Genomic DNA, 16,162 nt, shown 5'->3' with positions numbered 1-16,162 from the left:
CGAGGCCTGAGGGCAGCATGGAACATCCCCTTCCCGATTGCCATCGCCAACGTTCGCCGCAGCGCGCAAAAAGCCGCGGTCAGGCAGCGTGCAGATTACCGATGCAACAAAGATCCGATCTGCTGCAATCGTCTGGTAGCGCGGGTACCCAAATCTCTCCCGTCCGACACGATCGGCGGCCTGCCGTCGACAGGCTCGCCATCGCCGCTTCCGATCGATGGGAAACAAGCCATGTCCTACAATTTCCTGGTGGCCACCTGGGGAGACCACGGCCATCTCGGACCGACCCTGACAGCGGCGCAGCAATTGCGTGCAAGGGGTCATGTCGTTCGTTTCATCGCGCGTGCGGACGCGCGCGCGTCCGTCGAGACGGCGGGCTTCGGCTTCGCGACCTGGCAACGGACGCCCCACGTTTCGCCTATTGGGCAGGCCACCGACCCCCTTCAGTACGCCTGCGATCACCTGCTGTTTGGGCCAGCCGCCGCGCAAGGTGCGGATGTCCGCGACGAAATCCGGCGCGCCACCACTGACGCTGTGTTGACCGATATGCCTCTGTTCGGCGCGGTGCTCGCCGCGGAGGCCGAACATATTCCCTGTGCCCTGCTCTCGCCCACCATCAGCCTACGACCTCTCCCGGGGCAGCCGCCGATCGGCAGCGGTCTGTCGGCGCCTCGCACGCCGGAAGAGCGCGTCGCCGTCGAGGCGGCAAGCAACCGGTTCGCTGCTCTCATGAACGAATGGCTGCCGATGCTGAACGAGGCGCGGGCGAGCCTGCAGCTTGCTCCTTGGGCTGATGTGATGGAGTTGTTCGACCGACCGGCGCGGCTCCTGATAGCGGTAAGCGCGGCGTTTGACTTTGCCCCCGACTTCCTCCCCAGCAATGTCAGGTACATCGGGCCGCTCCTGGATTCCTCGAATTGGTCGAAGCCATGGATCTCTCCCTGGTCCCAAGGGGATCGTCCGCGCGTGCTGATCTCTTTCAGCACGACCAATCAGGATCAGACCGAGGCGCTGCAACGCACGATCAACGCGGCAGGACGCGTCGATGTGGATGCGGTTGCAACGCTCGGACCTGCCCTGGAAGACGTCACCCTGCAGGCGCCGGACAATGTCACGCTGCTGCCGAGCGCCCCGCATGATGCGGCCATGAAGGAAGCCTCGCTAGTCGTGAGCCACGGTGGCCACGGCACGACGAGCCGTGCACTCGCGCATGGCCTGCCGCTGCTGGTCATGCCGTTCGGCCGCGATCAGGGCGACATTGCCGCGCGTGTGGAAGCCTGCGGCGTGGGGTTGGTCTTGCCGCCGACCGCTACGGAAGCAGAAATTGCCGCCGCCATGACGCGCCTGATCCGGGAGCCGCAATTCCTGATCGCTGCCCGACGGTTCAAGGACATCATTGCTGCCGAAGTCAGCGCAGCTCCGCTTGTTGGAGAACTGGAAGAAATCGTTCGAGCTGCAGCGAACGCCTGAATCCGGGCATCCGCATTCTCAGTGCAAAAAAGCCCGGCCCCACGAGGGGACCGGGCCGTGCATCTACTATTTAAAGCCCGATCAACCGCGGGTGCGCGAGCGGATCATGAAGCTGTCGTAGGTGTATTCGGCGACCTGCCACCATAGATATTCGTCGGAGCGGTAGGCCTGCATTGCGTCGATCGACTTCTTGAAGTCGGGGTTCTTGGCGGAGATTTCGCTCCACAGCTCGTTGGTCGCCTTCAGGCAGGCTTCCAGCACCTCGTTGGTGAACGGACGAAGCTGCGTGCCGCCGGCAACCAGCCGCTTCAGCGCCGTCGGGTTTTGCAGGTCATACCGCGCGGCCATCCAGCTATTGGCATTCGCGGCCCCGTTGGTGAGGATTGCCTGATAGTTCTTCGGCAGCGCATTCCACTTCTCGAGGTTGACGAATGCGTGGACGGTCGGGCCGCCTTCCCAGAAGCCCGGATAGTAGTAGTACTTTGCGACCTTCTGGAAGCCGAGCTTCTCGTCGTCATAGGGGCCGACCCATTCGGCGGCGTCGATGGTGCCCTTCTCCAACGCCGGATAGATGTCGCCGCCGGCGAGCTGCTGCGGCACCACACCGACCTTCTGCAGGACCTGGCCGGCGATGCCGCCGATGCGGAATTTGAGGCCGGAGAGGTCGGCGACCGTCTTGATCTCCTTGCGGAACCAGCCGCCCATCTGAGTGCCGGTGTTGCCGCAGGGCAAACCGATCACGTTGAACTTCTTGAAGAACTCATTGCCGAGCTGCTCGCCGCCGCCCTGGTACCACCAGGAGTTCTGCTGCCGCGCATTGAGGCCGAACGGGACCGAGGCGTAGATCGCGAACGTCGGGTCCTTGCCGACATAATAATAGGCCACCGTATGCGACATCTCGACGGTACCTGTTGACGTCGAGTCCAGCGCCTGCAGGCCCGGCGCGATCTCGCCCGCCGCGAACACCTGGATCTGGAATTTGTTGTCGGTCATCTCGGCGACGTATTTCGACAACTGCTCAGCGCCGCCATAGATCGTGTCCAGCGACTTCGGGAAGCTCGAGGTCAAGCGCCACTTGATTTCGGGAGAAGACTGCGCAATCGCCGGCGCGGCAACCGCAGTCGCGGCCGCACCGGCCGCAGAAACTTTCAAAAAGTCACGACGCTTCATCTTAAGTCATCTCCTTGCGGGGCGTTTCCCTTTTGTCCCCAAAACATCTCCTCCGGGCGGGCGAATCCTCAGGCTCCGGGGGCGCTCTGGCGGGGCCGTTTAACACGGATGGCCGCCCGCGGAAACGCGACATTGGCATGACGGGACTGGACGAAAGTCGCAAGACGCCAGGCGAAATATCGGGCGGAAAGGACTGTCAAGCCGCGGCGATCACGCCCCGGAGCTGGTCGCGGACCTTGGTCCCGATTGCGCGGTAAATCGCCGCGTGCGGCCCGTCCGGCTCGCTATCCACCACCGGATTGCCGGAATCCGAGGTGGTGCGGATCGCCATATGGAGGGGAATTTCGCCCAGGAACGGTACCCCCAGCCGTTCGGCCTCATGCCGGGCGCCGCCATGGCCGAAAATGTCCGACCGCGTGCCGCAATGCGGGCACTGGAAATAGCTCATGTTCTCGACAATGCCGAGCACGGGCACGTTAACCTTTTTGAACATGGCGAGCCCGCGCCGCGCATCGATCAGGGACAGGTCCTGCGGGGTCGAGATGATGATGGCGCCTTTGAGGGGCACATTCTGCGCCAGCGTGAGCTGCGCGTCACCGGTGCCGGGCGGCATATCGACCACCAGCACATCCAGCGTGCCCCAGGCGACATCGCGCAGCATCTGCGTGATCGCCGACATCACCATCGGCCCGCGCCAGATCATCGCGGTGTCTTCCTCGACCAGGAATCCGATCGACATGATCGAGAGCCCGAAGCGGGAGATCGGGATCATCTTCTTGTCGTCGTTGAGCGCGGGCTTCTCGCGGATCCCGGTCAGCCGCGGCACCGAGGGGCCATAGATATCGGCATCGAGCAGGCCGACGCGCAAACCGAGATCGCGCAGGCCGAGCGCGAGGTTGAGCGCGGTGGTCGACTTGCCGACACCGCCCTTGCCCGAGGCCACTGCGATGACGGCGGCGATCCCGGGGATTTCGGCCTGCCGCGACATCGGCGACGGCGCGCCTTGCGGCGGCCGATGCGTCGAGGCCGGCGCGATGCCGCCGCCGCCATGGCGGTGCGGCTGCGGCGGAGCCGCCGTGCCAGGCTTGCGCTCGGCGGTCAGCGCGATCATGGCGGCGGTGACGCCGGGGATGGCGCGCACGGCGCTCTCGGCCTGCGCGCGCACGCTTTCCCAGGCGCGCGCCTCTGCGGCATCGACATTGATCGAAAAGAACACCTTGCCGTCGCTGACCGTGATCGGCGACAGCACGTTGGCATTGGTCAGGGCGACGCCGCGCGGCGATGTCACCCCGGCCAATTTCTCCAGAACCTGTTGCTGCGTCACGCTCACAGCCGCTCTCCTGCCGAATATCCACATGGTGAAGTCACAGATATGACGGATCGGCAAGAAAGGGTAGTTGCGCCAGCACAATAGATTCCGCGGTTCACACGGCGCGTCCGAACGGTTCCTACCTGCCGCCGACGTCGTCGGCGCGCTCGGCCGGCGCTGCGGCGCCCTGTTCCTTGGCGACCTCGTAATTCAGCTCGATCATCACGCCGTTAGGATCGTGCACAAAGATCTGCCAGAGGTCGCCGCCCGGAACCTGCCGGGAATCGAATTTCATGCCCTTGGACTGCAGACGCTGCTGCATCGCCGTGAAACCGCGGCTGACAAAGGCGACATGATGGACCACGCCGGAGTCGGGCTTTTGCGGCTCGTCGGTCGCGGAAATGTCCACGAGGTGAACCACCGGTTTGCCCTCGCTGTACATCCAGGCGCCGGGAAAGGCGAAATTCGGCCGGGCGCCCTTCTCCAGGCCCAAAACCTCCTCATAGAACGTGACGGTTTCGGCGAGTTTCCGGGTGCGGATGTTGAAATGATCGAGCACGCCTACGCTTGCGCCCGCCTCTCTTCCATTCATGTCTCACTCCCATTTTTGTGAGGTTCGTTGGTGGGTTATCATAGCACAAAACCGCTAGATCATGATCCGATTGGACAGAATCGGATCATGATCTCATCTCTTTGTTGGAGCATGATCTTTTCGGAAAACCGGTTTCCACTTTTCCGGATCATGCTCTAATGCCGGCCAAACGAGCCGTTGCCCTCTGCGGCGCAGCGTTTATGGTGCGGCCCTCCCGCCTGAAAAACACCGTCCGGCCCGTGCAATGTCGCCGGCAAATCCCAAGGTCACTAGAAGAAACAAGGTAGCAGACATGGCTAAAGTCGCTTTTCTCGGTCTCGGCGTGATGGGTTTCCCCATGGCAGGACATCTCGTGAAAAAGGGGGGCCACGAGGTGACGGTGTACAATCGGACGCCGGCGAAGGCGCAGGCCTGGGTCGAGAAATTCGGCGGCCGCGCGGCGCCGACGCCGAAAGCCGCGGCCGAAGGCCAGGAATTCGTGATGTGCTGCGTCGGCAATGACAACGACCTGCGCGCGGTCACGATCGGCCCGGACGGCGCATTCGCCGGCATGAAGAAGGGCGCGACCTTCGTCGACCACACCACCGCTTCCGCCGAAGTCGCGCGCGAGCTCAATGCCGCCGCCGAGAAGGCAGGATTCAAATTCGTCGATGCTCCGGTCTCCGGCGGACAGGCCGGCGCCGAGAACGGCGTGCTGACGGTGATGTGCGGCGGCAAGGAAGACGCCTATGCCGGCGCCGAGCCGGTCATCGCGGCCTATGCGCGGATGTGCAAGCTGCTCGGACCGGCAGGCTCCGGCCAGCTCACCAAGATGGTCAACCAGATCTGCATCGCCGGCCTGGTACAGGGCCTTTCCGAAGGCATCCATTTCGCCAAGAAGTCGGGGCTCGACGTGGCTAGCGTGATCGAGGTGATCTCGAAGGGCGCGGCGCAATCCTGGCAGATGGAGAACCGCTACAAGACCATGAACGACGGCAAGTACGATTTCGGCTTCGCGGTCGAATGGATGCGCAAGGATCTCTCGATCTGCATCGCGGAAGCGCGACGCAACGGCGCCAACCTGCCGGTGAGCGCGCTGGTCGATCAGTTCTACGCCGAAGTCGAGAAGATGGGCGGCAAGCGCTGGGACACCTCGAGCCTGCTCGCGCGGCTGGAGCGCTGACGGCGCCTGCCGCACTCCTTCCCCCTGAAAGGGTAAACACTTAAGCCCCCTTGGACGGAAAAAGCGCTGCGTTCTGAATATATTGTGGATTACGGTTCCGGCGCGTTCCCGGCTGTGTCCCGGCGAGATTTGGGGAGGGTCTTGGCCTGCGCGCCCGGTAGCCCCCGCCCGAGCGTGGCCGCCTGTGCGCTGGCACGGCTCGCGGCGTTCTGTAGCCCCGTCGCTCCGGCGCGCTGCAGGGCCTTCCTGCGCCTCGTCCCTGACGCCTGCCCGTCGCTTGCCGCTCCCGGTACGCGATGCCTATTACTGTCCCGACGCAGCGGAAGATGACATAGCAGCCGCGTGTCGTTATGCCGGGGCCTTGATTGCGAGCGGTGCACCGCTTGATCTCGCAATTCACAATATTAAACGGGCTGGGTTTTGCTCTCAGGGTACCAGCCACAGTAGGCTTGCCTTGGGCGGAGTGGGAATTTCCGAAATCATGTCGATGGTTCGGGCGGTTGGGCGCGCGGTTCTTTGGCTGTTGTGCGGCTTTGCCGGCAGCTTGGCCATTCTGATGGTCACCAATAGCATCATCGATCTTCGCGGGTATCCGCGAATTCAGTCGGGCGGGCAGGTTTACACCGACTCTTGGGATCGTGGCTACGTGCGGGCGGTTGGCACGTGGGTGTTCGAGGACGAGACCAAGCAGGCGTTTCCGCGTCAGACGACGGAAATCAAATGCTATCGAGACGAGAAGGAGTGCCTCTCGGCGCAAGCCGAAATTGTGTCGGATATGCTAACCGTGCAGGCTGAGCGCTTTCCGATCACATCGTGGGACAACCAGTCGATCGTCTATGTTTCCCGCGACCCGGTGTGCGTGTCCTACACCTACACGATTTCGCGTTCGACCCAGCGCATCACTGGTCAGCGCCAGCCGAAGCCATCATCAACGGCGGCGGCGTGCGCGCCATTTGAACACCGCACGTTCAACCTTTCGCTGCGTGATGGGTTTCTGGTCTGGCAACAACTACAGGCTGAGGACCAGAGGGTCATCTCTCCCATTATGTACGCGACGCTTGGAATTTGGTGGGCGTTTATCGTCTACCGAATTTTTCGCAGTATCCGCCGACCCGCGCTATCTGGCGCGCACACCGCGCTCTAACAAGAGGGGCACCTTCCTTGCCGAAAACTCTATTTGCTACGATCCCGTTGCTGTTTGCGACGGCTGCATTTGCGCAAGAACAGTGCCTTAGCGTCAATGAAATCCACCGCCTGGTGGGCCGCATCGTGGATCGGATCGAGTTGGTGCCGCCCGATGAAGCGAACTAGAGGATAAGGCTGCGACATGAACAGTCGATGGGTTCAAGGCATCTACATCGTGATCGGCTCGGCAATCGTCTCTGCGGTAACGCTGGCGAATGCCGTCGCATGGGGACCTCATCATTGCGAAGAACATCACTGGTCTCTCAAAATCATCGGGTGCGCTCTCGGCTCTTATGAAAACCTGTCAGGAGGATTGCTTGCGGCGTGCGCCGCCGTGTTCGCCGGTTGGATGGCGTGGACCGCAGTTCAGCTTCAAATCTCTGCTGACGAGCGCAGGGCCGTCGCGGACCGAACCGAGGTCGAGAGCGTGCTTGCCGATGATTTGGATCGGATCGCAGAGGCCCTTGCAGCGGTCTGGACGACGCTGGAACGGCTTGAAGAAGAGAGCGACCGATCAATCCCCACAGAACCGACGTTGATCGCCCAACGAAGGAATGCCGTTCGTTGGGGCATCGCAGAAATCACGCAACAGTCTTGGATAGACGCAACACGAAAGATGGTATCGATGCTGGGATGGAGGCGTCGCCGCGCGCATGAACACGTCTTGACCTCGCTGGAGCGGTTGCGCGGGCAACCTGAGACATTTGACATATTCGAGATGCAGCAGGCTACTCAGCTAGCGAGTTCTTACGTCCAGAGTGTTGCTCCGAAAACCTCCGAATACTTTGAAACCTCCACCATCTTTCACCGGGGCGGAAAGGCATGGACGATTGGATATTCTATTCTTGTGCACGCTGGCTTGACTGAAAGCGCTTGAGCTTCGTGACGAAACTGGGCTGGCTACGCACCTTCGATGACCCGATCATCGTTGACGGCCGGACGAGGCGCTCTCGCCCAAACGCCAAATGGTTAATTTAACCTCTCGTTAACGAGATTCTTTAGCTTTCTAAGTCATCGCTTAATGATTTGGCGCGAGAGATAGACAATGCAAAAGCCCGTGCGGTTTGCGGGCAGGATTTTGTGTTGTTAATGAGTGATCCCGCGGAAAAGCCTGAAGTTGTCCAGCTGCCGGCCGAGCCCCAGGCTGCCGCGCCGGTCAACAGTCGCCGCGCCGCAGCGCAGCGGGTGCGGGAGGCGCGGGATCGGTTAACGTCAACCAGCGGGACGCGCCCCGCATTCGACACCGAACTGCTCCGCCAATATGCCCAGACCAGGATCTCGGCATCCTACGTCGTGATGCTGCTGGTGATCGCCACCGGCGTGCTGTTCGGCCTGTGGCGAGAGCCGCTCGTGGCGGCGGCCTGGACCATCGGCGTGCTCGGCATCCATGCCGCGACCGTGAAGAGCTGCACCAAGTTCCTGAAGGAATCCCCCTCGCCTGCCGCGACGCGCAAATGGCGGGCGCGCTTCGTGCTGCTCGACCTGCTCTACGGCTTGTTCTGGACGGTGATCCTGGCCCATCCCGCGGGCACGGATGCCGCCTCCAATGCAATGATGATGTTCCTGATGCTGCTGGTGATCGCGGTCTCCAGCATGCTCGCGGCGAGCCTTCCGATGGCGGCACTGGCGGCCACCGCGCCGGTGACGATCGCGATCGCCGTCAGTTTCGTGCTGAGCGGTTCCTTCGACAATTACGTGTTCGCGCTGCTCGCGCTCGGCGCCGAGGGCTATTTCGCGCTGCTTGCCCACCGGCTGCATTCGACGACGCTCGCCACGCTGCAGGCGCGCGCCGAGAAGGACGTGCTGATCGCCGAGCTCGAACAGTCCAAGGCGATCTCCGACGAGGCACGGCATCGCGCCGAAGCCGCCAACGTCGCCAAATCGCGCTTCCTGGCGCAGATGAGCCACGAACTGCGCACGCCGCTGAACGCCATCCTCGGCTTCTCCGAGGTGATGAAGAGCGAGATCTTCGGCGCGCATGCGGTGCCGGTGTACAAGGAATATTCTGCCGACATCCACAATTCCGGCGTCCACCTGCTCAATCTCATCAACGAGATCCTCGATCTGTCGCGGATCGAGGCCGGCCGCTACGAGCTCAACGAGGAAGCGGTCTCGCTGCTGCATGTCGTCGCCGACTGCCACCATCTCTTGAAACTGCGCGCGACCAGCCGCGGCATCACCATCCACGAAGTATTTGAGCAGGGCATGCCGCGGATCTGGGTCGACGAGCGCGCCACCCGGCAGATCGTGCTCAATCTGTTGTCCAACTCGATCAAGTTCACCCCGCAAGGCGGCGAGATCTGGCTGAAGGTCGGCTGGACCGCCTCCGGCGGCCAGTATCTCAGCGTGAAGGACACCGGCTCCGGCATTGCCGAGGACGAGATCCCGATCGTGCTGGCATCGTTCGGCCAGGGCTCCAACTCGATTAAATCCGCGGAACAGGGCGCGGGCCTTGGCTTGCCGATCGCCAAGAGCCTGATCGACCTGCATGGCGGCACCTTCACGCTGAAGTCGAAGCTGCGCATCGGCACCGAGGTGATCGTGACCTTCCCGCCGGAGCGCGTGATGTCGGCGTTGGCGCCGATGGCCGAGGAAGCGCCGCCGTTGCAGCCGCAACCCTCGATTCCTATGACCGACGACAAGCAAAGGGGGCGCCACAAGCCGATCATGAGTGCAGGCACCGGGCTATAGACACTACGAAGAGTCATCCCGCTACGCGCTTGCACCCGCGATCGAAATCGTTTCACTATCGATGGATGAGCACAGAAACGCCGTGTATCGCAGTCTGTATGATCGACCCCAGGACCAAGCTCTGCTTCGGCTGTGGGCGGACGCTGCCGGAGATCGCGCGCTGGCACAAGATGGACAGCGCCGAGCGCCTCGCCGTAATGACGCTATTGCCCGCGCGCATGGCGGAAGCGGGCCTCGAGCGGATAGAGCCGCGCCCGAAGCGCGCCTAGAGCGTGATGACTCTTCTTCGAATCGTCATCCCGCTCTAGCTCTTTGTTTGAGCATGATCTCCGCGCAAACGCTTCGCGTTTGTCGCGAGGGAAAACCGGTGCCCACTTTTCCGGATCATGCTCTGGTGCATTGGACGCGGGAGGCGGTGTCATGAGCCGCATCCTCCTCGTGCTCCTATTGCTGGTTGCGACCGCCGGCGCGGTCGTCGCCTATGGCGATCCCGAGCAGATCGCGCGCGCCAGCCACCAAGTCTCGCACATGCTGCGCGGGAACGTTGTGACCCCCGGCCCCGCCGTGCAGATCCCGCGCGGACAGGGCGGCGAGTTCGCGCTGCGCGCCAAGATCAACGGCGTCAGCGCGCCGATGGTGATCGACACCGGCGCGACCTCGGTGGTGTTGACCTGGGAGACCGCGAAGGCAATCGGGCTGCCGATCGAAATGCTCGAATACAATGTCGATCTCGAAACCGCCGGCGGCCACACCAAGGCAGCACGGCTGACGCTCGATCGCCTCGCCGTCGGTCACCTGGTCGAAAAGTCTATCCCGGCGCTGGTGGTGCCGCGCGGGCAGATGAAGACGAATCTGCTCGGCATGAGCTTCCTGGATCGGCTGGAAAGCTGGGGCGTGCGCGCCGACAAGCTGATGCTGACCGGCTATCCCGACGTGCTAGGCCGCCATCGACGCGGCCGCACGGCTTCCAACTAGCGCGATCGCCTCGCGTAGTACATTCACCCCCGCACCCGGCCTCGTGCCATGCTCGGCGAGATGGCGGCGGAAGGCGCGCGCTCCCGGCACGCCGAAGAACGCGCCGACGAAATGCCGCGTGATCGCATGCAGCCGCGCGCCGCGCGCGAGTTCGCCTTCGATATAGGGGATCATCGCCTCAAACGCGTCCTGCATCGTGGCGTACGGCGCCGCCTCGCCGAACAGGTCGGGGTCGACCGACAACAACCGCCACGGCTCCTGATAGGCCGCGCGGCCCAGCATCACGCCATCGACATGCGCCAGGTGCCGCTTCGCCTCGTCGAGACTCGCGATGCCGCCATTGATGATGATGGGAACGTGGGGCATGGCGGCTTTCAGCCGATAGACGCGATCATAGTCGAGCGGCGGGATGTCGCGGTTCTCCTTCGGCGACAGGCCGTTTAGCCAGGCTTTTCGCGCGTGCACGATCAGCGCATCCGCGCCCGCTTCGATCACGCCGCGCGCGAGCGTATCGAGCGCCAGTTCCGGATCCTGGTCGTCGATCCCGATACGGCACTTCACCGTCACCGGAACCTTCACCGCGCGCTTCATCGCCGCGACACCCTCGGCAACGAGCACCGGCTCCGCCATCAGGCAGGCGCCGAACCGGCCATCCTTGACCCGATCGGACGGGCAGCCGACATTGAGGTTGATCTCGTCATAGCCGAAATCCTCGCCGATCTTGGCTGCAGCGGCGAGTTCACGCGGATCGGACCCACCAAGCTGTAACGCCACCGGATGCTCGCTCGCATCAAACCCGAGCAGCCGCGCGCGATCACCATGAATGACGGCGCCGGTGGTCAGCATCTCCGTATAAAGCCGCGCCCGCCGCGAAAGCTGGCGATGGAAGACGCGACACTGCCGGTCGGTCCAATCCATCATGGGTGCCACAGAAAAGCGATAGTGTTGCGATTCCAATGATTTACCTTACACTCTCAATGGGATGAAGCACGAACGTGTGCACTCCAAACTAGCCGAAATTGCACACGTTTGTACCTGTTTTGACCTCTCAGTGCACACGTAGCGCACACGAATTGGGGAGTGCACACGGCTGTGGCCAGCTTCACTCAATTGCCTTCCGGAAACTGGCGCGTCCAGGTCCGCCGGAAGAACCGCTACGTGGCGGAGACCTTCCGCCGTCGCAAGGATGGCGAGGAATGGGCGCTCGATATCGAGCGCAACATCGATCGCAGCGGATCGCCCAAACCGCGAGCAACGCAAAAGGTCCGCACATTCGGCGATCTCATCGATCTGCACGTTGAAGACATGCATGAAGTCGGTCGCCCCCCTCGCCGATCCAAAGCGGCGGTCATGGAAGCGCTCAAGCTCTCCCTGGGGACTGTGAAAATTTCTCAACTCAATCGCGAGCGGTTGATCGAATTTGGGAGAAAGCGAGCGAAGGAAGGCGCTGGGCCGGCCACCCTGGCAATCGACATGTCGTTCATCAGAACCATCGCAACCCATGCGGCGGCAGTTCACGGTATTGAAGTTTCGGCTGAGGAAGTTCGCTTAGCGCGTTTTGCATTGAAGCATTTGGGTCTCGTCGGCAAAGGCCAGGAACGATATCGCCGGCCAACACAAGATGAGCTTGATGAGCTCATTGAATACTTCGAAAGCAGTCGTCGACAAATCATTCCGATGGGCCGCATCGTTCGGTACGCCGTTGCGACAACGATGCGGCAGGAGGAGATCTGCCGGCCCGACTGGCCGGACGTCGATATGAAGAAGCGGATCCTGGTGATCCGCGACCGCAAGGATCCGCGGGAGAAGGAAGGCAACGACCAAAAGGTCCCGCTTCTCAACCTGACCGGTTACGATGCGTGGGAGATCCTGCTTCAGCAGCGGATTATCACCAGAGGTCAGGGTCGCGTATTCCCATTCAACCATCGCTCAGTGAGCGCGGCGTTCACGCGAGCCTGCGACACGTTGAAGATCGAGGACCTGCACTTTCACGACCTTCGTCACGAAGGCACCAGTCGCCTCTTTGAGGCCGGACTCCCTATCGAGAAGGTCGCGTTAGTGACCGGCCATAAGCACTGGCGGGCACTGCAGCGTTACACCAATTTGAAGCCCGAAGAGCTTCACAAGCTTCAAACGGTAGCGCAGCCTTCGCTGGAAGAATTCGTCCAAACGCTCGCGAATGGCGAACTTGCAAGGGTGGCTGTGACAGGGAAAGCCGTAGAACCATAGTGACGGCGTTACGAGCAGGAGTCTCGCAGATTGCTTGAACCTGACTTGGGCGCGCTACGGTAATTTCTCCTCCCAAGCAGCCCGCTAGACGTGGGCTTATAATGCGCTCGGAGGTTACTGGGAAAGCGCGCAATTTCAATATGTTAGCAAGGCGACCTGGGTGCATTTGGTACGATAAAAAGGGCTGAGGTGCGTTTCGGTTAGATAATTTTTATGTTGATGATTATTCCGCATTTCGGGGGGAGAACCCCCTCCCCTTTCGCCTCCACCTTTCCACTGGAACCGAAGCTAAATGAAGATGATGCCTGAGCAAATGCAAGCCAAGATCGAGAAGCTCCACACCGGGCTGCGGGTTGCGACACTGGTGCTAGTTGCGCTGGCCATTGGTCTCACCCCGGCTCAGGCATACACCTTCATCTACGCCTGCAAGGATCACGGGAAGACGCACCCGCTGAAGGTCGACGATACGAAGAACATCCTGACTTGGAAGGGGACCGACTACAAGATCACGGAGAATGGTTGCGGCAAGGCCGGATGGCGCGCTGAGGAGGACGGTGTCGGTTTCGACTTCTGTACCGCCACCCAAGGCGTCGCCGACTTTGAGTTGAACGGCTCGAAGATCACCTGCGATATGAAGCGTTGATCAGCCACGAATGCCGATCGACGCCGCCAACGATCCGAACGAGGCCTACGAGGTGACGCATCCTCCGGGGAGCCCTCATGATCTGCCGGCAGACTGGTGGACGATCACCTCCAACGGGATTCCGGTGCATCATTTCGGACCAAGCCGAGAGGCAGAAGCGCGTCGGTACTGTGTAGATCCAGAATATCGGTTGAGCCTAGAGCCAGGGCCTGAGCTCTGGGAGAAGGCGGTCAGGCGTTGAAGCAGAGTAAGCCAGAATGAAATACGTCGAACCGAGCCCCTACGCCGACCCCGAAAAAGCCGCCCGGCGGCTGATGGAGATCGCCTCGGCTCATTGAGGCGAAGAAGGAGCCGACGAGTTCCCTATCACGCTGGCCGGCTCAAAAACGGCCAAGCGGTTCCCGCACTGCGAGGATCATCTGCGACAAGAAATTGGGAACGAACGCTCGTGCCACGATTTTAGAAGGCATGAGACCGCCGCTCGCCGTTAAACTACACGGCGCATGTCGCGGATAGCCAAAGGTCACAAAGACCCGCTGTTTCAGAACAAGCGCTCGCGCAGATAGCCAAAAGCGGCGGTCTCCGGTTCCATTCAGAATTACCAGCGGTGCTCGCCGGGGTCGAGTTAGACCACAAACACAGCCGCGCGATTGTTCGAGAGATCGGCGAGAGACTGCGGGCGTCGCTAAAACCGGAGCCGGAATTGCCGGCGAGCATTAGAACGCAAGTCAATCGGCTTCGGGAACTGGAAAGTCAGTCACCGTCGATCATTCCAGCGGCTGAGCGTTGGGACAAACCGGGCCGTTGAGCAGCGTTGGACCGCACAGTCGGCTCCGCCGAAGATGACGAGCAATGCCATCCGTTCAGCGCCATGCGATAACGATTTTGAATGAGTACGGTGAGGCGCAATCCGAACTGATCGGCATCGCCGTCGTCCTTACCAACGGAAAGGCCGGTACGGTCGAGAATGTCTGGCTGGATGAATTGCACGGGCTTCGGATTTCGATCAAAGGGCATGATGGCAAATGGCCGGTCTCAACCATCAAGTTCCCGGAGGACTAGTGTGCATCCGGCCGCGCACTGGCCAGAGCGCGCGTTCTTTTCAGAACATTCCGATCAGGATGAAGAATCCGACCTCGATCAGAAACGTCGTCGACATGATGGCGACGGTGAGGAACACATCGCCCGCTGAGAAAGGGTTCATGACCGCCTCGCATCTTGCGAAGCCCCGCCATGAAATGCACATGGGTTAGAGAAAGTTTCGGTTCCAGACGCGCGAAATGCGAGCGCGCCGGCCTTATCGCATTTCGAGTTCTTTGATTGCCAGAGCCGAAATTTGTGCGGGGTCCTTGATGCCAGATTGCGCAATCTTGATGATCTTCTGCGCGATCATTTCCGTCAGAGGGTCGTCGCGATCCTTGACGCAGAGGATACGCAGCGCTTGCTCGTATGCCGCTGTCACGCGGCTAACCTCTTTCGGCCCTAGGGCGGAGTGCTGCAATAGTCGATAAATAGCCACTTCTCACCGCCCCAGCCCATGCCGGTGAGCAAAGGAAATCATAGTACGGGAACCTTGTACACGGTCGGAGAACTACGGGGGTGGCGGCCCAACCGTAACGTTTCCCACCCGGCCGCTATGGCTACTGCTTCTGTTCGCGCGCAGCGGTGCCGCTCTCGTCCTTGCTGGAAAGAGCCAAGTCGCCGACCCGCTCGTTGAGGTCGGCGGCCTTCTCCACCAATGCGGCCGCCAGGTTGGGGTCGGAAGTCGATTTTGCAAAGCGGAGCAGCGTCGCTGCCGCTTCGCGAGTATACTTGCCTCTCACGATCCAATGTCCGCGCTTTTCCCAGCACGCTCATGACGCGTGACAAGGCCATTCGTTCCACAGCAAGTCCTAACTTGGAACGATCGGGCCGGGCGGCCGTTCGCCCTCTGCGTCTGTTGGGACGCCTGTAGGAGAAAGCGGCCCTTGCTCCTCTCTCCGAGGCAGGGGCCGTTTTCCATTTGGAGTGCCTGGATGTGGAGCCCCGTTACGGCCCCTCCGTCAGAGCGCCCTCTGCCATGGCGCAGCCGTGATTTCCGACAGGCCCGCCCGATAGCATCGCACTCTAGACCGCCTCTATGATCGGCACGCAGGCCGTGAGCCGGATTTTTCCGGCATCGGTAAATTGGAAATGCGTCCGCACGCGCTTGCCGTCATATCCGCGATAGTCGAGCGAGACGCCGTCCCCCTCCGGCATCAATGCGTCGATCTCGAAAGCCTCGGCTGCGGATGCCGCGAGCCTTTGACCCCAGTACCATTTCATCGCGGCTCGGCCTTGAAAGCGCCCACCCTCGCAGCACTCGACCGTAGCCGCCTCATCATAGAGATCTAGCAAATCATCCAACCGACCCTGCTTACAGGCGTCGATCCAATCGACAACGATATCGATCGCATCGAAGCCCTCGCGAACGTTCGACATGTTCCACCTCCTCGTTGACGCTTCCCGCGGAGATGAGTACGGGCTCTGGCCTGAATGGACTGTGAACCGCCCAAATTCTGCCGAGAATTTTTCAGGTTCCGGCAACCACTAGTCTCCTCGCGCGTCTTGCTCACGCAAGGAGTGCGCAATGACCGACGGCGAGCAACAGCGGGAACTTGAAGACCGGGTGATGCGCTACCGCATGATGGAACGCGAGGTCACCGACCCGCTCGCAATCCGTCTCTTGCAAGACATCGTTGCAGAAATGGAAGCGGA

18 protein-coding genes are annotated in these 16,162 nt (G+C 61.5%); 11 read left to right on the top strand and 7 right to left on the bottom strand.

The window, feature by feature from the left end; all coding sequences use genetic code 11:
- Positions 1-231: 231 nt before the first annotated feature.
- Positions 232-1,470, top strand: coding sequence for a glycosyltransferase (locus tag AC5ZGW_RS36335; protein ID WP_130228080.1), 1,239 nt, complete (start codon positions 232-234; stop codon positions 1,468-1,470).
- An 81-nt stretch (positions 1,471-1,551) separates the two neighbouring features.
- Here AC5ZGW_RS36335 and AC5ZGW_RS36330 read toward each other — a convergent pair whose 3' ends face one another.
- The 3 genes from AC5ZGW_RS36330 to AC5ZGW_RS36320 all read right to left on the bottom strand — a co-directional run bounded on the left by AC5ZGW_RS36330 (position 1,552) and on the right by AC5ZGW_RS36320 (position 4,541).
- Positions 1,552-2,640: a TRAP transporter substrate-binding protein gene (locus AC5ZGW_RS36330; RefSeq protein WP_028167047.1), complete on the bottom strand. Its 1,089-nt coding sequence runs from the start codon at positions 2,638-2,640 to the stop codon at positions 1,552-1,554.
- A 196-nt stretch (positions 2,641-2,836) separates the two neighbouring features.
- Positions 2,837-3,970 (bottom strand): Mrp/NBP35 family ATP-binding protein, encoded by a 1,134-nt coding sequence (locus AC5ZGW_RS36325; RefSeq protein ID WP_463326695.1) that lies wholly within the window; start codon positions 3,968-3,970, stop codon positions 2,837-2,839.
- 118 nt (positions 3,971-4,088) lie between these two features.
- Positions 4,089-4,541 (bottom strand): VOC family protein, encoded by a 453-nt coding sequence (locus AC5ZGW_RS36320; protein WP_130230229.1) that lies wholly within the window; start codon positions 4,539-4,541, stop codon positions 4,089-4,091.
- Between the two features lie 292 nt (positions 4,542-4,833).
- Between AC5ZGW_RS36320 and AC5ZGW_RS36315 the strand changes: the two genes are divergently transcribed.
- From AC5ZGW_RS36315 to AC5ZGW_RS36285, 7 genes are all read left to right on the top strand, one after another.
- Positions 4,834-5,703, top strand: coding sequence for an NAD(P)-dependent oxidoreductase (locus AC5ZGW_RS36315; RefSeq protein ID WP_130230231.1), 870 nt, complete (start codon positions 4,834-4,836; stop codon positions 5,701-5,703).
- Positions 5,704-6,184: 481 nt separating this feature from the next.
- Positions 6,185-6,847, top strand: coding sequence for a hypothetical protein (locus tag AC5ZGW_RS36310; RefSeq protein ID WP_130230233.1), 663 nt, complete (start codon positions 6,185-6,187; stop codon positions 6,845-6,847).
- 17 nt (positions 6,848-6,864) lie between these two features.
- Complete coding sequence (locus tag AC5ZGW_RS36305) at positions 6,865-7,014, top strand: hypothetical protein (RefSeq protein WP_165435587.1); 150 nt, start codon at positions 6,865-6,867, stop codon at positions 7,012-7,014.
- 16 nt (positions 7,015-7,030) lie between these two features.
- A complete protein-coding gene (locus AC5ZGW_RS36300) occupies positions 7,031-7,765 on the top strand; it encodes a hypothetical protein (protein ID WP_130230235.1) in 735 nt (244 codons plus the stop codon).
- A gap of 212 nt (positions 7,766-7,977) precedes the next feature.
- The gene (locus AC5ZGW_RS36295; protein ID WP_130230237.1) at positions 7,978-9,579 is read left to right on the top strand and encodes a sensor histidine kinase; all 1,602 of its coding nucleotides are present in this window, start codon (positions 7,978-7,980) and stop codon (positions 9,577-9,579) included.
- A 65-nt stretch (positions 9,580-9,644) separates the two neighbouring features.
- Positions 9,645-9,848 (top strand): DUF1289 domain-containing protein, encoded by a 204-nt coding sequence (locus AC5ZGW_RS36290; protein WP_130230239.1) that lies wholly within the window; start codon positions 9,645-9,647, stop codon positions 9,846-9,848.
- Between the two features lie 151 nt (positions 9,849-9,999).
- Entirely contained in the window at positions 10,000-10,554 is a 555-nt protein-coding gene (locus AC5ZGW_RS36285) for a TIGR02281 family clan AA aspartic protease (protein ID WP_130230241.1), read from the top strand.
- On the opposite strand, the gene dusA is transcribed toward AC5ZGW_RS36285, so the two are convergent.
- A complete protein-coding gene (gene dusA / locus AC5ZGW_RS36280) occupies positions 10,516-11,475 on the bottom strand; it encodes a tRNA dihydrouridine(20/20a) synthase DusA (RefSeq protein ID WP_245475094.1) in 960 nt (319 codons plus the stop codon). The genes AC5ZGW_RS36285 and dusA overlap by 39 nt on opposite strands.
- Positions 11,476-11,646: 171 nt before the next feature.
- Here dusA and AC5ZGW_RS36275 point away from each other — a divergent pair, with 171 nt between their 5' ends.
- The 3 genes from AC5ZGW_RS36275 to AC5ZGW_RS36265 all read left to right on the top strand — a co-directional run bounded on the left by AC5ZGW_RS36275 (position 11,647) and on the right by AC5ZGW_RS36265 (position 14,488).
- Positions 11,647-12,783: a site-specific integrase gene (locus tag AC5ZGW_RS36275; protein ID WP_130230245.1), complete on the top strand. Its 1,137-nt coding sequence runs from the start codon at positions 11,647-11,649 to the stop codon at positions 12,781-12,783.
- 313 nt (positions 12,784-13,096) lie between these two features.
- Positions 13,097-13,426, top strand: coding sequence for a hypothetical protein (locus AC5ZGW_RS36270; protein WP_496114043.1), 330 nt, complete (start codon positions 13,097-13,099; stop codon positions 13,424-13,426).
- Between the two features lie 852 nt (positions 13,427-14,278).
- Positions 14,279-14,488, top strand: a complete 210-nt coding sequence (locus tag AC5ZGW_RS36265; protein ID WP_130230249.1) for a PRC-barrel domain-containing protein — start codon at positions 14,279-14,281, stop codon at positions 14,486-14,488.
- 235 nt (positions 14,489-14,723) lie between these two features.
- Here AC5ZGW_RS36265 and AC5ZGW_RS36260 read toward each other — a convergent pair whose 3' ends face one another.
- The 3 genes from AC5ZGW_RS36260 to AC5ZGW_RS36250 form a co-directional block, all read right to left on the bottom strand.
- Positions 14,724-14,945 (bottom strand): hypothetical protein, encoded by a 222-nt coding sequence (locus AC5ZGW_RS36260; protein WP_028167671.1) that lies wholly within the window; start codon positions 14,943-14,945, stop codon positions 14,724-14,726.
- Positions 14,946-15,066: 121 nt separating this feature from the next.
- Positions 15,067-15,249 (bottom strand): hypothetical protein, encoded by a 183-nt coding sequence (locus tag AC5ZGW_RS36255; protein ID WP_245475095.1) that lies wholly within the window; start codon positions 15,247-15,249, stop codon positions 15,067-15,069.
- Positions 15,250-15,532: 283 nt separating this feature from the next.
- The gene (locus AC5ZGW_RS36250) at positions 15,533-15,886 is read right to left on the bottom strand and encodes a nuclear transport factor 2 family protein (protein ID WP_496114042.1); all 354 of its coding nucleotides are present in this window, start codon (positions 15,884-15,886) and stop codon (positions 15,533-15,535) included.
- Positions 15,887-16,162 lie beyond the last annotated feature (276 nt).

Source organism: Bradyrhizobium sp. Crot121 (genome assembly GCF_059512385.1).
The sequence above is the reverse complement of the archived record's forward strand: the minus strand, read 5'-3'. Positions and strand labels throughout refer to the sequence as shown.